At 45.5% G+C, this 17,242-nt stretch carries 15 protein-coding genes and 1 riboswitch; of the genes, 1 reads left to right on the top strand and 14 read right to left on the bottom strand.

What is annotated here, in order from left to right; genetic code table 11:
- Position 1: 1 nt before the first annotated feature.
- From V1500_RS08400 to V1500_RS08355, 10 genes are all read right to left on the bottom strand, one after another.
- The gene (locus V1500_RS08400) at positions 2-931 is read right to left on the bottom strand and encodes an NlpC/P60 family protein (RefSeq protein WP_409305114.1); all 930 of its coding nucleotides are present in this window, start codon (positions 929-931) and stop codon (positions 2-4) included.
- Positions 915-2,024, bottom strand: a complete 1,110-nt coding sequence (locus V1500_RS08395; RefSeq protein WP_409305113.1) for a mandelate racemase/muconate lactonizing enzyme family protein — start codon at positions 2,022-2,024, stop codon at positions 915-917. Before V1500_RS08395 ends, V1500_RS08400 begins: the two co-directional genes overlap by 17 nt.
- Positions 2,025-2,056: 32 nt before the next feature.
- On the bottom strand, positions 2,057-2,977 hold the full coding sequence (locus V1500_RS08390; RefSeq protein WP_409305112.1) for an LD-carboxypeptidase: 921 nt from the start codon (positions 2,975-2,977) through the stop codon (positions 2,057-2,059).
- 63 nt (positions 2,978-3,040) lie between these two features.
- Entirely contained in the window at positions 3,041-4,666 is a 1,626-nt protein-coding gene (locus V1500_RS08385) for a peptide ABC transporter substrate-binding protein (protein ID WP_409305111.1), read from the bottom strand.
- A 135-nt stretch (positions 4,667-4,801) separates the two neighbouring features.
- Entirely contained in the window at positions 4,802-5,803 is a 1,002-nt protein-coding gene (locus V1500_RS08380; RefSeq protein WP_409305110.1) for an ABC transporter ATP-binding protein, read from the bottom strand.
- Positions 5,804-5,808: 5 nt separating this feature from the next.
- The gene (locus tag V1500_RS08375) at positions 5,809-6,759 is read right to left on the bottom strand and encodes an ABC transporter permease (RefSeq protein WP_409305109.1); all 951 of its coding nucleotides are present in this window, start codon (positions 6,757-6,759) and stop codon (positions 5,809-5,811) included.
- Positions 6,759-7,691: an ABC transporter permease gene (locus V1500_RS08370; RefSeq protein WP_409305108.1), complete on the bottom strand. Its 933-nt coding sequence runs from the start codon at positions 7,689-7,691 to the stop codon at positions 6,759-6,761. Before V1500_RS08370 ends, V1500_RS08375 begins: the two co-directional genes overlap by 1 nt.
- Positions 7,692-7,701: 10 nt before the next feature.
- A complete protein-coding gene (locus V1500_RS08365; protein WP_409305107.1) occupies positions 7,702-8,526 on the bottom strand; it encodes a M55 family metallopeptidase in 825 nt (274 codons plus the stop codon).
- Positions 8,527-9,142: 616 nt separating this feature from the next.
- Positions 9,143-11,569, bottom strand: a complete 2,427-nt coding sequence (locus V1500_RS08360; RefSeq protein WP_409305106.1) for a molybdopterin-dependent oxidoreductase — start codon at positions 11,567-11,569, stop codon at positions 9,143-9,145.
- Between the two features lie 12 nt (positions 11,570-11,581).
- Positions 11,582-12,010, bottom strand: coding sequence for a hypothetical protein (locus V1500_RS08355; protein WP_409305105.1), 429 nt, complete (start codon positions 12,008-12,010; stop codon positions 11,582-11,584).
- 155 nt (positions 12,011-12,165) lie between these two features.
- On the opposite strand from V1500_RS08355, the gene V1500_RS08350 reads away from it, so the two are divergent.
- Positions 12,166-13,083: a hypothetical protein gene (locus tag V1500_RS08350; protein ID WP_409305104.1), complete on the top strand. Its 918-nt coding sequence runs from the start codon at positions 12,166-12,168 to the stop codon at positions 13,081-13,083.
- A 678-nt stretch (positions 13,084-13,761) separates the two neighbouring features.
- Here the strand turns inward: V1500_RS08350 and V1500_RS08345 are convergent.
- The 4 genes from V1500_RS08345 to V1500_RS08330 all read right to left on the bottom strand — a co-directional run bounded on the left by V1500_RS08345 (position 13,762) and on the right by V1500_RS08330 (position 17,241).
- The gene (locus V1500_RS08345; RefSeq protein WP_409305103.1) at positions 13,762-13,941 is read right to left on the bottom strand and encodes a DUF2292 domain-containing protein; all 180 of its coding nucleotides are present in this window, start codon (positions 13,939-13,941) and stop codon (positions 13,762-13,764) included.
- Positions 13,942-14,061: 120 nt separating this feature from the next.
- Positions 14,062-14,166: riboswitch (SAM riboswitch) on the bottom strand.
- Positions 14,167-14,380: 214 nt separating this feature from the next.
- Positions 14,381-15,352 (bottom strand): ABC transporter ATP-binding protein, encoded by a 972-nt coding sequence (locus V1500_RS08340; RefSeq protein ID WP_409305102.1) that lies wholly within the window; start codon positions 15,350-15,352, stop codon positions 14,381-14,383.
- On the bottom strand, positions 15,352-16,317 hold the full coding sequence (locus V1500_RS08335; RefSeq protein WP_409305101.1) for an ABC transporter ATP-binding protein: 966 nt from the start codon (positions 16,315-16,317) through the stop codon (positions 15,352-15,354). Before V1500_RS08335 ends, V1500_RS08340 begins: the two co-directional genes overlap by 1 nt.
- A gap of 15 nt (positions 16,318-16,332) precedes the next feature.
- The gene (locus V1500_RS08330) at positions 16,333-17,241 is read right to left on the bottom strand and encodes an ABC transporter permease (RefSeq protein WP_409305100.1); all 909 of its coding nucleotides are present in this window, start codon (positions 17,239-17,241) and stop codon (positions 16,333-16,335) included.
- Between the last annotated feature and the right edge of the window lies 1 nt (position 17,242).

Raw genomic sequence — 17,242 nt, 5'->3', positions numbered from 1 at the left:
TTTATTCCTCCGTCTCTTGCCAATAACGGCTTGCTGCGCAAAGCTCCTTTTCATAAATCGTGCCCTCTAGGTCAATGATCTCCACTGTTTTTCCTGTTTTTGGGGAATGTAAAAGCTTCCCGTCTCCATAATAAATACCGACATGATGGATACTCCCTTTTCCATCTTCGTAGGCAAAGAATAAGAGGTCACCAGGCTGGATTTTGTCTAGTTCAATCTCGGCTCCTGCATCAGCCTGTTCATGGGCATCCCGCGGAATCGTATACCCATTAGCCCGGCATACGGAATAGCTGAAGCCAGAGCAATCATAGCCATATGAGCTCATGCCGCCCCAGAGATAGGGCAATCCTAAAAACTGCTTGCCGGCCTCGACGATATCCTGGCCATTCCCTTTTCTCCTATTATCAATGCCTGTCCTCATAGACACATCTTCCGCTTTAAGCAATCCTATGCCGTCCGGTGTTTTAACAGTAATATATTCACTGCCTTTTTCCTGTAACGGAAGAATGGTCTGGTAGCTCAGTTCCATAACAGGCTCCCTGCCGCTCGAATAAAGGATGGCTTTGCCGCTATTGACCACCGCAACAGGACCGTTTGCAAGATCCCAATCAGCGTCAGGCGTTAATTGGCAGACTGGAATCCACCCGGGGTAGCCGCGTTCGTCTTTTTTAGACGGCTGCTCGGGGACAACCACCTTTGCCCACACACCGCTCTCTTCCAGCACCTGCACCGCCTGGCCGAACAATACCTGGGATTGTACCCTGTTCGCCTCACATAAATCGAGCCTGTTATCATAATCCATTTTTGTCAGCCATGCTTCTATGTTCAATGGTTTTGTGGTTGCTTCTTTATCAATGTCCCTGGCTGACTCAGGCTTCGTCCATAATGTTGCCACAGGGACATTGACTACATATTTATTGCTGGTTGGCAATCGTGTTTCCCCCTTTTATGTCCACTTGGCGGATTCCCAATCCTGGAGAATCAGGAATCGTAATGTTCCTTCCGTCATATTGAATGCCGCCATCAATAATATCTTCTGCCAGCATTAGCGGCGCATCGAAGTCAAAACGGGTGATGTTTTTCTTTGAAGCTGCAAAATGGGCCGCTGCAGTTATGCCAAGCTTAGTTTCAATCATGCTTCCGACCATGCATTCAACGCCGCATGCCTCGGCGATTGCATTGATGTTTTGTGCCTGGTAGATTCCGCCCGCTTTCATCAATTTTATATTGATCAAATCGGCACTTCTCGTTTTTAATACCTGGAGTGCCTGTTTAGGGGTAAAAACACTCTCATCTGCCATGATCAAGGTTTCCACATGATCTGTAACCTGTTTGAGTCCCTCGATGTCCTCAGCTTTTACCGGCTGCTCCACAAGCTCGATATCAAGGCCGGCATCCTCCATCCTCCTAATGGCTCTCACCGCATCCTTCGGGCTCCAGCCCTGGTTCGCGTCAAGACGGATCTTGACTTCCGGGCCAACCCGATGGCGAATGGTGCGGATCCGCTCCATATCCGTTGAAATATCGTCCTTTCCTACCTTGACCTTCAGCACATTGAATCCCTGGCTGATATAGCCTGCTGCATCTTCTCCCATCTCCGCCGGACTATTGACGCTAACTGTAAAATCCGTTTCCAGCTGATTCTTATGTCCGCCAAGAAGCTGGTACAGCGGCAGGCTGCAATGCTGTGCCAGGCAGTCATAGATGGCCATATCGACAGCCGCCTTTGCACTCGAATTCCCCACCAGAATGGTTTTCATGTCCTGGAAAAGAGACTCGAAGTGAACAATGTGCTTCCCGATAAGAGCTGGTTTCAGCACACCGATTATTGCTGCTTCGATTCCGGCCAGACTGTCCCCGGTAATCACCAATGTTGGCGGCGCTTCTCCCCAGCCTGCAATGCCATTATCGCAGGATATTTTGACAAAAATGGATTCTGCCCTTTCCACGGTTCTAAGCGCTGTTTTAAACGGCTTGATTAACGGGACAGAAACCCGGTAGGTTTGCACATTCTCAATCTTCATTCCTCTCACCTTTTCTTTCTGGTTATCTCTAATTAGCTGACTCCCGGCTGTATCCTGACTTGTTTTTGATACGTATCAAGCTCAGCGTGGACCCCCAAAGGAACGGAAATATGCGGTGAGCAATGTCCGATTTTAAATCCTCTCAAAGCAGGTTTTCCTGCCAGATGGATATAATGGTTGAGCACCTCATCAAGCGTCAGGGACTGCGGCCGATCGGGGACACAATTATTGAAATCGCCTACCAAAATCCCGGCAGCTGCCTGAAGCTTTCCCGCCATGAATAGCTGGTTAAGCATCCTGTCAACAGCCCTTGGCTCTTCATTTATATCTTCGATCAAGAGAAGCTTATCATTCGTTTCTACTTCAAACCGGGTTCCAAGCGTACTGGTAAGGAGCGAAAGATTCCCTCCTGTCAGCGCTCCCTCCGCCTTTCCTTCCACCATTGCTTCAAGGGTAGAAAATTCCTCGGTATAGATCAATTCATTCGGCTCAAACAGTTGATGGAACAGTTTTTTTGATAGCGGATGAGCATCCCCTTTTCCAATGTCCGAACTTAGCATGGGACCGTGGAATGTAACCAGTCCCGTTTCTTTATGGATCGCATTATGTAAGAAAGTTATATCACTGTAGCCCCATAAAATTTTCGGGTTGCTCCTAATCAGGCCATAATCCATTTGTGAAGCAAGTCGTGCCGTACCGTATCCGCCGCATGCTGAAAATATTGCTTTCACTTCTTGATCGGCAAACATGCCATGCAGGTCCTCAAGTCGCTCCTTATCCGTACCGGCGAGGTAGCCGTTTTTGTTCCAAATATGTTCACCCAGCTTTACCTTCAGACCCAGGGACTCAAGAAAACCCAGGGCCCGTTCCACATTGGTTCGATCCGGCGGGCTTGCCGGGGCGATGACCCCGACTGTATCTCCCTGTTCCAAACGTTTAGGTGTTACAATCATCTTAAAAAACCCCCTTAGCTGAAAAAGGGATGTTCCAAGGAACACCCCCTTTTCCCTTTTTGTTTACTTCTTATCAGCCCATTTTAATTCCAGGTAGCCGACAGGGTGGCGGACAATTCCGCTAACCTTGTCACTTTGCAGGTACACTTGGTTATAGAAATGCAATGGAATAATCGGAGCCTCATCAAATAGAATTTTTTCTGCCTGGTACATCATGTCATAACGTTTCTTCTCATCTGATTCATTTTTAGCAGACTTGATCAACTGATCGAATTTTTTGTTGCTCCAGCCGGTACGGTTCATGGAATGTCCGGTTTGGAAGTTTTCCATGAAGTTGATTGGGTCAGCATAGTCGGCAAGGAACGAGCTTCTGGATAACTGGAATTTCAGTGCCTTCTGCTCTGTAGCAAAAACGCTTGCTTCCATATTGGCGAGCTTCACATCAACATTCAGGTTTTTCTTGAACATTTGCTGCAATGCTTCTGCAATCTTTTTATGCACATCATCCGTACTGTATGTCAAGGTAACCTGAGGAAGCTTCTTATAGCCTTCTTCCTTCATCCCTTTTTCCAATAAAGCCTTTGCTTCCTCTACATTCGTTTTGATCAAGTCTCCGCTTTTTTCACGGAAATCATTGCCTTCCGGATCCTTGAATCCGTAAGAAACAAATCCATATGCAGGCTTTTCCTGGTTTTTCGTAACGAATTCCACTAGCTCCTGCTGATTGACAGCCATCGCGAACGCTTTACGGATGTTCACATTCTGGAATGGCTCTTTATTTACATTCATACGATAGAAGTATTCGCCGGCCTGATCCTCCACCTTCACTTTTCCTTCTTTAAGCAGCTGGTCCGCCATTTCAGAAGGTACATCGGAAGTATCCAGCTCTCCGGTCTGGTACATCTGGTATTCTGTGTTCGTATCATCAACCATTGCCCATTCGACTCTATCGAGCTTCACATTTTTGGCATCCCAGTAGTTTTTGTTCTTTGTCATGACAAACTTTTCATCATGTGTCCAGTCTGAAAGCTGGAATGGGCCATTTGCCACGAAAGAATCCGACTCTGCAAACCACTTAGGATTTTCCTTTGCAACCTTCTCGTTGATCGGGAAAAATGCCGGGTTGGTGATCACGCTCAGGAAATATGCCTGCGGACTGGTGAGCTTGACTTCGAACGTTTTTTCATCGACAGCCTTGACCGCTACCTGATCGGCAGACCCTTCGCCAAGATTATACGCTTCTCCTCCTTCGATAAAGTATCCAAGAAAAGCGGCTGAGGAAGCCGTATTTGGATCCAAAAGCCTCTTCCAGGCAAACACAAAGTCATTCGCAGTTACATCATCTCCATTTGACCATTTTGCGTCTTTGCGGATATGGAATGTATATGTTTTCTTATCGGAAGAAATATCCCATTTCTCGGCAGTCGCAGGCTGCGGCTCGTGATTTTCATCAAGACGGGTCAAGCCTTCCATCAAGTTATTTAAAGCATTCCAGGAAACCGAGTCAAAGCCGATCGGAGGATCGAATGACGTCGGTTCGGCCCCATTGTTCAACTTCAAAACCTTTTCTTCCTTTTTCCCATCATTTGAGGATGATTTCTTTTCTGATCCGGCATCCTCACTTGCCGTACACGCGGCAAGTACAAAAACCATAACTGCAGATATCAGTAGCGCCAATAGTTTCTTCATCTTGTTCCCCCTTCAATTGGTAGATATATCAGTATCAACTGTCCTGCGCAAGATGTCCCAGAGAAACCGCGGAAATCACCCTGAGCAGACAGATCACACCCAACCTGAAAACATTTACACCAGCAATCTGGCAATCTATCTGCCCATCATCGCCAGCATATTCTGTGCACGTTCATCCTGCAGCCAGCAATCCACATTATGCTCATTGCTCATGTGAGTTTTTGAAGGATACACTCTGTCACATACTTCCATTGCATATTTGCAGCGCGCAGCAAACGGACAGCCCACAGGCGGCGCAAACAAATCCGGAGGCGACCCTGGGATCGGCACCAGTTCCGCACCATCAAGGTCCAGCCTCGGCACGGAATTGAGCAGCCCTTTTGTGTAAGGGTGCTGGGGATTATAGAAGATTTCCCTTCTGGTGCCGGCTTCCACAACCTTCCCCGCATACATGACGGCAATTCTGTCCGCAACCTGTGCCACAACCCCCAAATCATGGGTAATGAGGATGATGGACACCCCGGTTTTATTTTGAATATCCTTGAAAAGCTCAAGGATCTGGGCCTGTATCGTAACATCAAGAGCAGTCGTAGGTTCATCAGCAATCAAAACATCGGGCTCACATACGAGCGCCATGGCAATGACGATTCTTTGGCGCATCCCGCCGCTGAATTGGTGAGGGTATTGCTTAAGGCGCGATTGCGGACTCGGAATTCCTACCAGGTTAAGCATTTCGATTGTTTTCTTTTTCGCCTCTGCACGGGAAATGCTTTTATGCTGGAGGATCCCCTCCATGATCTGCTCCCCAATGGCAATGGTTGGATTCAAAGCGGTCATCGGGTCCTGGAAAATCATCGAAATGTCGGCACCGCGTATTTTCCGCAGCTCTGCTTCTTTGAGTCTTGTTAAATCACGCTGTTTAAATAAAATCTGTCCTCCGGTAATTTTGCCGGGCGGCTCGGGAATCAGTCCCATTATGCTTTGGGAAGTAACGCTCTTGCCGCATCCGGATTCTCCCACGATGGCAAGTGTTTCGCCTTTATGTAAATCGAAGCTGACACCCCGGACAGCCTTGACTTCCCCTCCGTACGTTTTAAATGAAACATGGAGGTCTTTTACTTCCAGTACTTTTTCCATTCTGTTTACCTCCTCAGCTTAGGGTCCAGGGCATCCTGCAATCCATCCCCAAGGACGTTGAAAGCGAACATGGTCGCTGAGATGAAGAAGGCAGGAAAGAACAGACGCCACCATTGGCCCGATAAGATAGTGGACAAACCGTCGTTGGCCATCATGCCCCAGCTTGTATGCGGCGGCTGGATGCCAAGGCCGAGAAAGCTGAGGAACGCCTCCGCGAAGATCGCCGAAGGGATGGTGAGCGTCAATTGGACGATGATCGGTCCCATTGTATTCGGGAGCAAATTTCTTCTGATGATCCGTCCGGTTTTAGTCCCGAAGGTTTGGGAAGCCAGCACAAATTCATAGTTCTTAATTTGAAGCACCTGTCCCCTGACGATTCTGGCCATTCCGATCCACCCTGTCACGGAAAGCGCCAGAATGATTGTGGATAACCCCGGCCCAATTACGACCATGATCAAGATGACAACAAGCAGATAAGGCACCCCGTAAAGGATTTCGATAATACGCATCATTACATTGTCAATCCTGCCGCCTTTATACCCGGCAATCCCTCCGTAGGCGATTCCAACGATGAAGTCGATCATCGCGGCTGCGAAAGCTACAAACAAAGAAACTCTTGCCCCATACCATACCCTCGTAAAAACATCCCGCCCCAGTTCATCAGTGCCAAACCAGTATTTGCTGGATGGCGGCAGGTTCTGCTCGGTCAGATTTTGGCTGAGGGAATGCGGTGAAATCCACGGGCCGATAATGGCCATGATCATCAAAAGGAATAGAAAGACCAGTCCGCCCATCGCAAGTTTATTTTTCCTTAACCGGCGCCATGCATCCTGCCAGTAAGAAAGGCTGGGACGTACGACAGCTTCAGCTTCTGTTTTATCTTTCTGTTTAGGCACAAACCACTCATCGGGGATGCCCGGAGTTACATTCGTTTCCTCCTGTTTACGAAGCTCCACTATTTTCCCTCCTTTTTGCCCATTTTGATCCGCGGATCAAGGATTCCATATGCGATGTCAACGAGTAAAAGCATGGCCACAAGCACAGCGCTGTAGAACACGGTCGTGCCCATGATCACGGGATAATCACGGGTGCCGATGCTGTCTACAAAGTATTTTCCCATGCCCGGTATCGCGAATATTTTTTCAATGACAAACGTTCCTGTCAGAATGCTTGCCGCCAATGTCCCAAGAACGGTGACGACCGGCAAAAGAGCATTTCTCAATGCGTGTTTGAAAACGATTTTTACAGGTGACAAGCCTTTAGCCTTTGCTGTGCGAATATAATCCTGCGTCAGGACCTCCAGCATGCTTGAACGTGTCAGCCGGGCAATGATCGCCATCGGCCCCGTAGCAAGGGCCAGTACCGGAAGCACCATATGCTTCGGACTTGACCATGTCGCAACTGGAAAAATCGGATGTGATACCGCGAGCTGCTGGATCAATAAAGTAGCCATCACAAAGTTAGGCACTGATATACCGATAACGGCAAACGTCATCGCCAGATAGTCAATGACGCCATTGTGCCTAAGGGCTGCTATCACACCGAGAGTAATCCCCGATACAACCGCCACAGCAAGCGTCCACATCCCAAGCTCGAAGGAGATCGGGAATCCGCGTCCCAGCATCTCATTTACCGTTTGGGATGATTTCTTGATGGACGGTCCGAAATCAAGGGTAATTACCTGCTTTAGGTAGTTGCCATACTGTACAATCAAGGGCTCGTCCAGGTGGAAATATGCCTCCAGATTTTTCTGGACCGCCTCATTGGTTGTCCGTTCTTCATTAAAAGGTGACCCCGGGATCGAATGCATCAGGAAAAAGGTCGCGGTCAGGATCAGCCAGAGAGTGACAATCATGGCAATAATCCGTTTAACGTAATAAGTATTCATCTTTGCACTCCTAACAGAATGTAGTTCTCATGGCCAATTCCGTCATAACAAGCATTGCCTGATATGCCTCCAAAATGTCTTTTGCCTGAAAACGAACGATGGTGGTGCCTGGTTCTATTTCCGTGCCAGGCATAAGATTCGCCCATTCCGCCTCCCCGTAATTCGTGAACTCGATACTAAGCACTGGCCTGTCCGGAGGCGTTAGAGGCTTGACCTTATTCCTATTCCTGAGGGCCTGTTCCGTTTTTTCATGAAGAAGGCGCCCTGCTTTCTCCGGAGTCAGTGAAAGGGCTGCAGAACGGGAAATCGTTTGTTTTACTGCTGCTGTCGTAATATTAGGAATCAATTGCTCCGCTTCATGGGCTGCACGGTCATCCCCTGCTACCATCAATAGCGGAACATCATAATATCCTGCCACATAAGCATTGAATCCAAGTTCCCCGACCGCTGTATCATTTATGTACATGTTCCTTGCACCGAAAATCATGGAATGCGCCATCACGCCTCTTAACGGCGCCCGGGCATGATAACCGACAAAGAACGCCCCGCCGAAAGAAGAATCCAGCCCCTGCACCATGGAGAATGGCTTCACATCCCCAGTTATCAGCTGTGTTTCCGGATGAAGCCTTTCAATCAGCAGATTATTCATTTTTGAATGGCTGTCATTTACGATTACTTCCTCGCAGCCATGATCGAAAGCAGCTGTAATCACGTGATTTGCCTCGTTCGTCATGATTATACGGCCACGCTCATAATTATGCTTTTCGGAATCCACATGAGTATGATCAACGAGCCCTGTGATTCCTTCCATGTCAACTGACATATATAGCTTCATAGGTATCCTTCTCCCTGTTATGTATACTTTTGCTTTTAAAATTATTATACTAATATTCTTAAAATTATAAAATATCAAATTACCATTTTTCTTTCATATTAGTATGCAACTTCCATATATCTGCGAGTAAATCCTGTAACAGCAAGACATTTTACAAAAATATTTTTTTTTCAAAATTACGGGCAAAAGAAAATTACGGCCGAAATTAATTAAAAAATTTAGGAGGATTAGACTGAATCAAAAAAACTCCGTTCGAATGTTCGCAAGGATTCTTCCATCTTTACAAGAAGGTCTATTGCTTTCAGTATTTATTCTAAACTTGGTCCTTCACCATGACCTTTTTCCATGACAGGTACAGCTATTTGACCTTCATCCACCTTATTAAGATCCTTCCTCCAGCTCTGACGCTGATTTCCTATTTCCATCTTTCTTCCGCTCTTTGCCCTTCAGTTCCCCTATAAAGCCTCTAAATTCCGTCCTTCACCTCCGCATAAAAAAATCAGGACAGGCATTCCCTTCTTCGCTAATCTAGAAATTGGTTTATTCAATATGCTAAAAAACCTAAAGACTCCATCCGAATGTTCGAATGGAGCCTTTCGTAAGTTCTTCTGCTTATTCAAATCTTCTGCCGATAGGGCATATACGGCTGCATCGGGACATTTAAAACAGACAGAGGAACCTCCAATGTATCGCCCATTTGTATACTGTACGGGTTAGTTAGGCCGTTTGCAGCTGTTAAATCTTCCACTGACATCCCATATTGTTCAGCAATGAATTCCAGGGTTTCGCCGGTCGCTACCTGATGTTCCCTGCGAATCTTTTCAATCTTGCATGCAGATTGCTTAAAAGTCGGCTGCTTTGAGAGCGGGTCTACATAATCCACAGTCAATTCATTGGCAGCCTCTTTCTTTTCCCAGCTTCCGAAATGGAAGGGAACGAACACAAGCCCTTTTTGAACTGCATCCCCAATTCTTGCGGGAACCTCGATCCAGCCCCTAGGCGAAGAAAGTCGCACCAGTTCGCCTTGGACAATGGACAATCTTTTTGCATCATCTGAGTTGATTTCCACATATCCATGCTGGGCTGCCATTTGAAGATACGGGGACCTTCCCGTTTTGGTGCGCGTATGCCAGTGCCAAACAAGCCGGCCTGTTGTTAGCCACATTGGATAATCCTCATTCGGCTGTTCGGAAGGCGGCAAATACCGGGTCGGATGAAAAATCGCGCGTCCCTTCGCATTTTTGCTGGCGTATTCCTTTTTTGTAAGGTTACGGCCAGTGAACTGGTCCTTGGTATAGCTTTGCGAATAACTGACATCGGTATGGAATAGAAAATCTGAATACAGCCTTGGGGTCCCAAGCGATTCTCCGTCTTTTACCGGCCATCTTAGCCCATTATGTTCCTCCAGCCTTTGATAGGTGATTCCCGTCATATCACAAGGACGCCCTTTAGACACAAGTTTAAATTCCTCAAAGCATTCCTCTGGAGTCTTATAAGCGATTAAAGGCTGTCCCTCTTTATCCGTGAAATCCATCCTCCGGGCAAAATCCATCAATATGTCAAAGTCGGATTTTACTCCCTTAGGCGGGTCTACCGCTTTCCGAAGCAGGTTTATCGTCCGGTCGGCATTTTCCATCGTCCCTTCTTTTTCTCCCCATAAGGCAGCCGGCAGTACCACATCCGCAACCATTGTCGTTTCTGTAAGGAAAGGATCCTGAACCACCACAAACGTTTTCTCCAGAGCTTTTTTTGCACGCTGGCGGTTTGGAAGGGAGACAAGCGGGTTCGTGCCGATATTCCAGAAAAACCCAATCTCTCCGTTTTCAATCATTTCAATTTGTTCCTCAATTCCTTTTTCCGGTCCGACCGGCAGTGTCATCATATCGACATTCCATAGTTCTGCCATTTCCTTTATATGCTCCGGGTTCATCGGATTCCGGTGAGCGGGGTATGTGCCTACCCCTCCGGCCGTCCGATTGGCAGACGAGCTTGGCTGCCCTGCCATATGCAGCGGCCCGGAGCCGGGTTTTCCAATCAGCCCCCTGATTAAATGCAGGTTGTTAATAGCGACGCATGCTGTTGTCGCATCCGCACTTTGAAACGTACCCTGCAGTGTAGTTGTCACAAGCGAATCTGTATTGCCAAGCTTCATGGCAGCAAGCTTGAGGGTTTCTTCAGGAATACCGGTTACCTCCGCCGTTTTTTCAAGAGTCCATTCCCCGACAGATTTCATCATCTCTTCAGCACCAATTGTGTGCTTCCCAATGAAATCAGAGTCTATTCGTCCATTCAGCAGCACTTCGTTAATAACGCCATTGAGCAGTGCCACATTGGTTCCTGGATAAAGTTGAAGATGGAGGTCTGCTTCTTTTGCTGTCATGGTCTTTCTAGGGTCGACGACGATGATATACGGCTTCCCGGTTTTTTTCTTCCTTTCCATGATCCTTTCAAATAAGACTGTCCCTGTTTCCGCAACATTATGTCCGAACAACATGAGTGTATCTGTTACGTCCACATCATCAAAGGAAGCTGGTGTACCGTCGGCGCCGAAGGATTGAAGGAGGCAGAACTCAGTAGTAGCCGTACACAAACGCGTATTGGCATCCAGCAGATGGGTCTGCAGGCCGGCACGCCCTATTTTTGCAATGGTATAATAATCCTCCAAAAATCCCTGGCCTGTGGAATAAATGGCGACACTGTTTGAACCTTTTTCCTTCAAAGATTGCTTTGCCTTTCCAACAATAAGTTCCATCGCCTCTTCCCATGAAGCCGGCTTCAGCTTTCCTTCTTCGTTGCGGATAAGCGGTGTCAAAAGCCGGTCTGGTGCATTGTTCGCATGCCATTGATTCTCACCCTTCGGACCAAGCCTCCCGCGATTGATAGAATGTTTTGCATTCCCTTTAATACCGACAATTTTCCCATCCTTCACAGCAGTATAACAGCCGCAGCCTATTGAACAGATATTGCAGGTACTGTACACCCATTGATCCACCTCGCCCTGGCTGTACACATTTTGGTCAATTCGTTCACTTTCCCATGCCACTCATAAAACCCCCTATCGAAGTGTCGGGATGTAGAAAGTCGGAACAACAAACTTCACATCTTCTTTTCCATAAATCTTCTCCAGCTCCATAGCCGCCTCTTCCAAGTTCTTCTTCATTTCCGGAAATAACAGTTCCAGCTCGTTCACTATATTTTCTGACGGCAGCTTCATCCACACATTCGCTCTTTTCCAGGATCTGAATGTTGGATTCGCCAGCTCATGGTCATGATAGACAATACTTATATACTCCCTAATCTCACTGAGCTTGGCATTATTCTCTTCGTTCAGCTCCGGTATAAGCTTTCGGAGCGCTTCCTCCTGCTCCTCCAAGGATGACCTGACCAATGTAAGTAATGGATGGTTATATGGCTCTGTTGCTTCCAATATCTTTTCGGTCTTACTTAATACCTCGCAAAAAAGCTGCTGAAGTTTTGTTGTCATCCTTTTTCCTTCTTTCATTTATTTATATTTATATTCTTTAAATAACCTGTTACCTCTTTGTATAAACTTTCGTTTGGCTGTTGAGAGAAAGAGGAAATAAAGAGAGTAAAAACATGGGGAGCGTTTTAGTAATATGTATAAAAGGGGGAGATTCGATGTTATTATTTTTCATTTCGATCACACTTATAATATTCGCCATCAGAGCTATGGCCGGCTTGAAAGCCAAAGGACACAGCAGCGACGGCTCCATTGTCATGGCGGCAGGAATTTTGATTAGCGGAGCCTTGCAGAAACTTCCCTCTTTCTCATCCATCTCCTATTACGCCGCTTTATCACTGCTTGGATTGATTGCCTGGCTCTCTGCAGAATATCTGGGTGATGCATTCGATCACACTTTTTATCAGAGACACCTGTCTGACCCAATCGGCAGCTTTGCATTGGGCACCTGGATTGCCGCTCTCTCAGTCACCGTTGTATCACTGATACGCACTGAGTCACCTTTCCATTCTGTCGAAATTTTCCTTTATATATTGGCAGTAATACTGGCAGCTGCCTTCATCTGTTTGGTCATCTGGAATTATTATCGGATTTTACGTACACCCGCAAAGCTCAAAGACACCCACGGAATCATACTGCTGGCGTGCGTAGCGATCCAATCAATCGTCATCGCCGGAAACAGCCTAACGAATCAGATTCTTTCATTAAAATTATCAATATCGCTCATCATGATAGGAGGCTTCTTTTACCTAACAGGTTTTTCACTGATCCTAGCCTCCATTAGGACAAAAAAAATTAACAGGCTGCTCCATGATTGGCCCAATACAAATACGATCATTCATGGGGCCATTTCTATAACGGGTCTTGCCATGGTTACAAGTTCACCAAAGTTGGGAGATCTTATAGCATTTGTCTGGTTCCTAGCTTTGTCGGTTCTTATGATAGTGGAAATTTTCGTGGGGATAAGAGCTTATAAACGTATCAAGTCTTACGGCTGGATGAGAGGGATATTCACTTACCACCCTTCTCAGTGGGCACGGAATTTACGCTCGGCATGTTCCTGGCCTTTACCATAAAGCTCCCGATCTATAGGGGTTTTCTCGGTAGACATGATGGGGTCCTATGGCTGCAGAAACACATCATTTCAGCAGGGAAATATTTTGTCATTGTCTTATTTCTGATTGAAGCATGTCTTGCCCTAACCCACCTAAGGATGAAACTGGAAAAGTCCATCCAGGCCAGAAGATGGACGTAATACTCAGAGATAAATCAACACTAACCTACCTAAATGCAGAATACATTATGTAAAAAACAGTAAGGCCATATCAGCAAATGTAATATGGCCAGGTTTAAAACTTGCCATGAAGATCACAAGTTTTTATTTTTAGTCATCTTCACAAGACAAACTCATTCTCTATGATTATATGCTTTCTTAATAAATATGACCTTGAAAATCCCTGCAAGATGCGTTATACGGCTATTATTCGAAGGGTCTCCAAGTTGACCTGTCTAAGGTTAGTTTTGAATAGTTGGCCAAAACCCTCCGTATTATCGGGTTGTATTTGATTCGAAAATTTCAACCATTTGCTTCACAATGTGAGTCCAAGTTCTAGTAGAAAATCATAAATGTACTAATGCTGAGTTGCTGCTTCAGTATCTCAACAATGATATAAAAAATAAAAAAACGCCCCTGCAACTACGCAAATGCATAATTACAGGGGCGAGTTTTCTGCCTTGGCAACTCTTTAATGATTCTATCGTCTTTTCACTTGTGAATCGGTGGATGGATCTTTCACTAACTGATATCTGATTTTTTCAGTTGTATCAATCTGGGTGATCTCTCCTGCATGTACAGTGATTAATACTGACCCATACTCAATGTTTTGCAGACTGGAGATTATTTGATTGATCTTTTGTTCATCAATGCGTTTCATGTTATCCTCCCACATGCTTCCGTTTAAGAAATTTGGAATTTTTGTTTACAGACTATGGAAGAAAAAAACCCTTCCCAACTATAAGAAGAGGTTCAAGCAACAGTTCAGTATACTCTACTCGTCTTATCTCCCAAGCCCTAAAGCTTGCTGGAATTGGCACAGTACCAATGCTCGTCTGCTGCCGAGGCTTCTCCGGGCCAGTCCCTCCACCTCTCTGGATAAGAAAATATTTCTAAAAGTTATATACTACAATTTATATCGGAATACTTATGTTGTCAACACTTTATTTAAATATTGTGACTTTTTGGCCAGGTTTCTTTATGGACTTGAATACGAGCAGTAAAAAATCCCCTATTTGCAAGGGGATGTTGCAAGCCTATGTTTTTACAGTAAAATCAACCGCGTGCGATATGTCATTGATGGCATTCAACTCCTCAGCTTACTCTGCAAAATGGCATGCTGCCTGCTGGGACACTTTATTCCCTGCATATCGAAGGACGGGTTCCTGCTGCCTGCATATATCTTGAACAAACGGACACCTGGTATGGAACCTGCAGCCTGAAGGCGGGTTTAAAGGACTTGGCAAGTCTCCTTTTAACAGGATCCGTTCTCGCTTGATTGTAGGATCAGGAATAGGAATCGCAGACAACAGGGCCTTTGTATAGGGATGCTGTGGGTTGTCATATAAGTCCTGCGCATCTGCAATTTCAACTATTTTCCCTAAATACATTACCGCGATTCTGTCACTGATATACTGTACAACACTTAAATCATGTGCAATGAAAATATATGTCAAATTAAATTCCCGCTGGAGGTCCTTTAACAAATTTAATACTTGTGCCTGAATGGATACATCCAGGGCTGCTACCGGCTCATCAGCAATAATCAGCTTAGGATTCAAAGCTAAAGCTCGGGCAATTCCAATGCGCTGGCGCTGGCCGCCACTGAACTCATGTGGATAGCGATTTAAATGATTCTTATTCAAACCCACTACTTCCAGCAAATCTCTCACTTTTTGAATCTGCATTTCTTTACTCATATTTTCATGAGTTCGAAGTGGCTCCCTAATAATTTCACCAACTGAAAGCCTTGGATTTAAGGAGGCATATGGGTCTTGAAATACCATTTGCATATCTTTACGTTTTCTTCTTAAGTCGTTTTTGTTTAATTGTAACAGATCGTTCCCATCAAAATGGATTTCCCCTTCATTAGCCTGGATTAATCGAAGCAGCAGCCGGCCTAGCGTAGATTTTCCGCAGCCGGATTCACCCACCAGGCCCAAAGTCTCTCCCTGTCTTACTTCCAGGTCAATACCATCTACTGCCTTAACCACTCCCTTGCTTCTGCCGAAGATCCCTTTTTTAACCTCAAAATGTTTACTTAAATTCTGTACTTGCATGAGAGATCCCATTATCCTACCTCCTTATGGCAACGGACTAAATGGCCATTTCCGACTGATTGGAGTATTTGATCCTGCTGTACACACTTTTCCGACACAAAAGGGCATCGTGATGCAAATCTGCATCCCCTGATTTCTGTCGACATCTGAGGAGGCTGTCCTTGAATGGGTGTCAAACGATGGGTGGATCCCAATCTCGGTAGCGAAGCGAGCAGCCCCTTTGTATAAGGATGGCGTGGATTTTTAAATAATGTGACAACGTCTGCTTCTTCCACAATATGGCCGGCATACATTACTGCCACTCTATGACATGTCTCAGCAACCACGCCCAAATCATGAGTGATCATAATAACCGACATTCCCATTTTTTGTTGAACATCTTTTAATAAATCTAAAATCTGTGCCTGTATTGTTACATCAAGAGCGGTTGTAGGCTCATCAGCAATCAACACATCCGGTTCACAAGCAAGAGCCATTGCGATCATGGCACGCTGACGCATTCCACCGCTAAATTTGTGTGGATATTCATGTATCCGCTCTTCAGGTGATGGAATACCAACCAGTCTTAGCAATGATATTGTTCTGTTTATAGCTTCCGCTTTAGATACATTCTGGTGCAATAAAATCGCTTCACTTATTTGATTGCCGATTGTGTATACCGGATTGAGGGAAGTCATCGGGTCTTGAAATATCATCGCTATTTGGGCTCCGCGCACTTTTCTCATTTCTGTTTCCGACTTTGTTAAGAGATTTACATTGTTGAAGTTTATTTCACCTTCAACAGTGCCATTTTCTGAAATTAGGCCCATAACCGATAAACTGGTTATACTCTTTCCCGAACCGGACTCGCCTACTATGCCAAGTATTTCACCTTTGTTTAATGTTAAATTAACGCCATCTATGGCACGGATTGTTCGTTTATTGTCTGTTGGGAAGGTGACCTTTAAGTCTTTTATTTCCAATAATGCTGATTCCATTGTTAATCACCTCTGTCATTTTTTTAACCTTGGATCGAACGCATCACGCAGTCCGTCTCCAAGAATATTAAAGCTTAGTACGGTCAGCATGATGGCAATTCCCGGAAAGACGGCAACCCATGATGCTACTTCCATAAAACCGCGTCCCGTATTTAGCATTAAACCCCAGGAAGGGTCAGGCGGCTGTGTACCAAGACCCAAAAAACTAAGCGCTGCTTCTGCTAGAATCGCAAATGCGAGACTAAGAGTTGACTGAATGATGATAGGTGATGCAATGTTGGGTAAAATATGCCGGAACATAATGACTATATCTCTGACACCCTGTGCTCTTGCTGCTTCAATATACTGTGTTTCAGTGACACTAAGTACAGCGCCTCTAGTAATCCTGCAAAATATAGGGATGGAGACAATTCCTATAGCAATCATGACATTTGTAAGATTTGAACCCAGGACTGCCATAATCGCAATAGCGAGCAGTATATCAGGGAAGGCAAAAAGTACATCCATTACGCGGGAAATGACGTTATCAGTAAATCCTTTGTAATATCCCGCCAGCAATCCTAAAAAAACGCCAAAGACAATGGCAATTCCTACCGAAATGAGGCCAACCTTCAAAGAGATTTGTGCTCCATATATCACCCTGCTAAGTATATCCCTCCCAAACTCATCAGTACCCATGATAAATTCACCGGATGGTGCCTCGAGCCGGTGCTCGGTATACATTTTGGTCGGGCTGTGAGGGGCAATGTATTTGGCAAACACTGCAACAAGAATATTTATGATGATAAAAATTAAAGCAAACATAGCCGGTTTGTTCTTCATTAGCTTTTTCAAGGATTGACGATAAAAGCTTTCTGAAGCCTGGTCCTGCTCCAACTTCTCCAATGTGACAATAGTTGGGACTTCCTGAACTTTTGTCTCCATT

Origin of the sequence: Peribacillus sedimenti (assembly GCF_046237635.1) — a bacterium.
GTDB classification, from domain to species: Bacteria; Bacillota; Bacilli; order Bacillales; family DSM-1321; genus Peribacillus; species Peribacillus sedimenti.
Note: the sequence above shows the minus strand (reverse complement) of the source record. Positions and strands in the feature narration are given on the sequence as shown.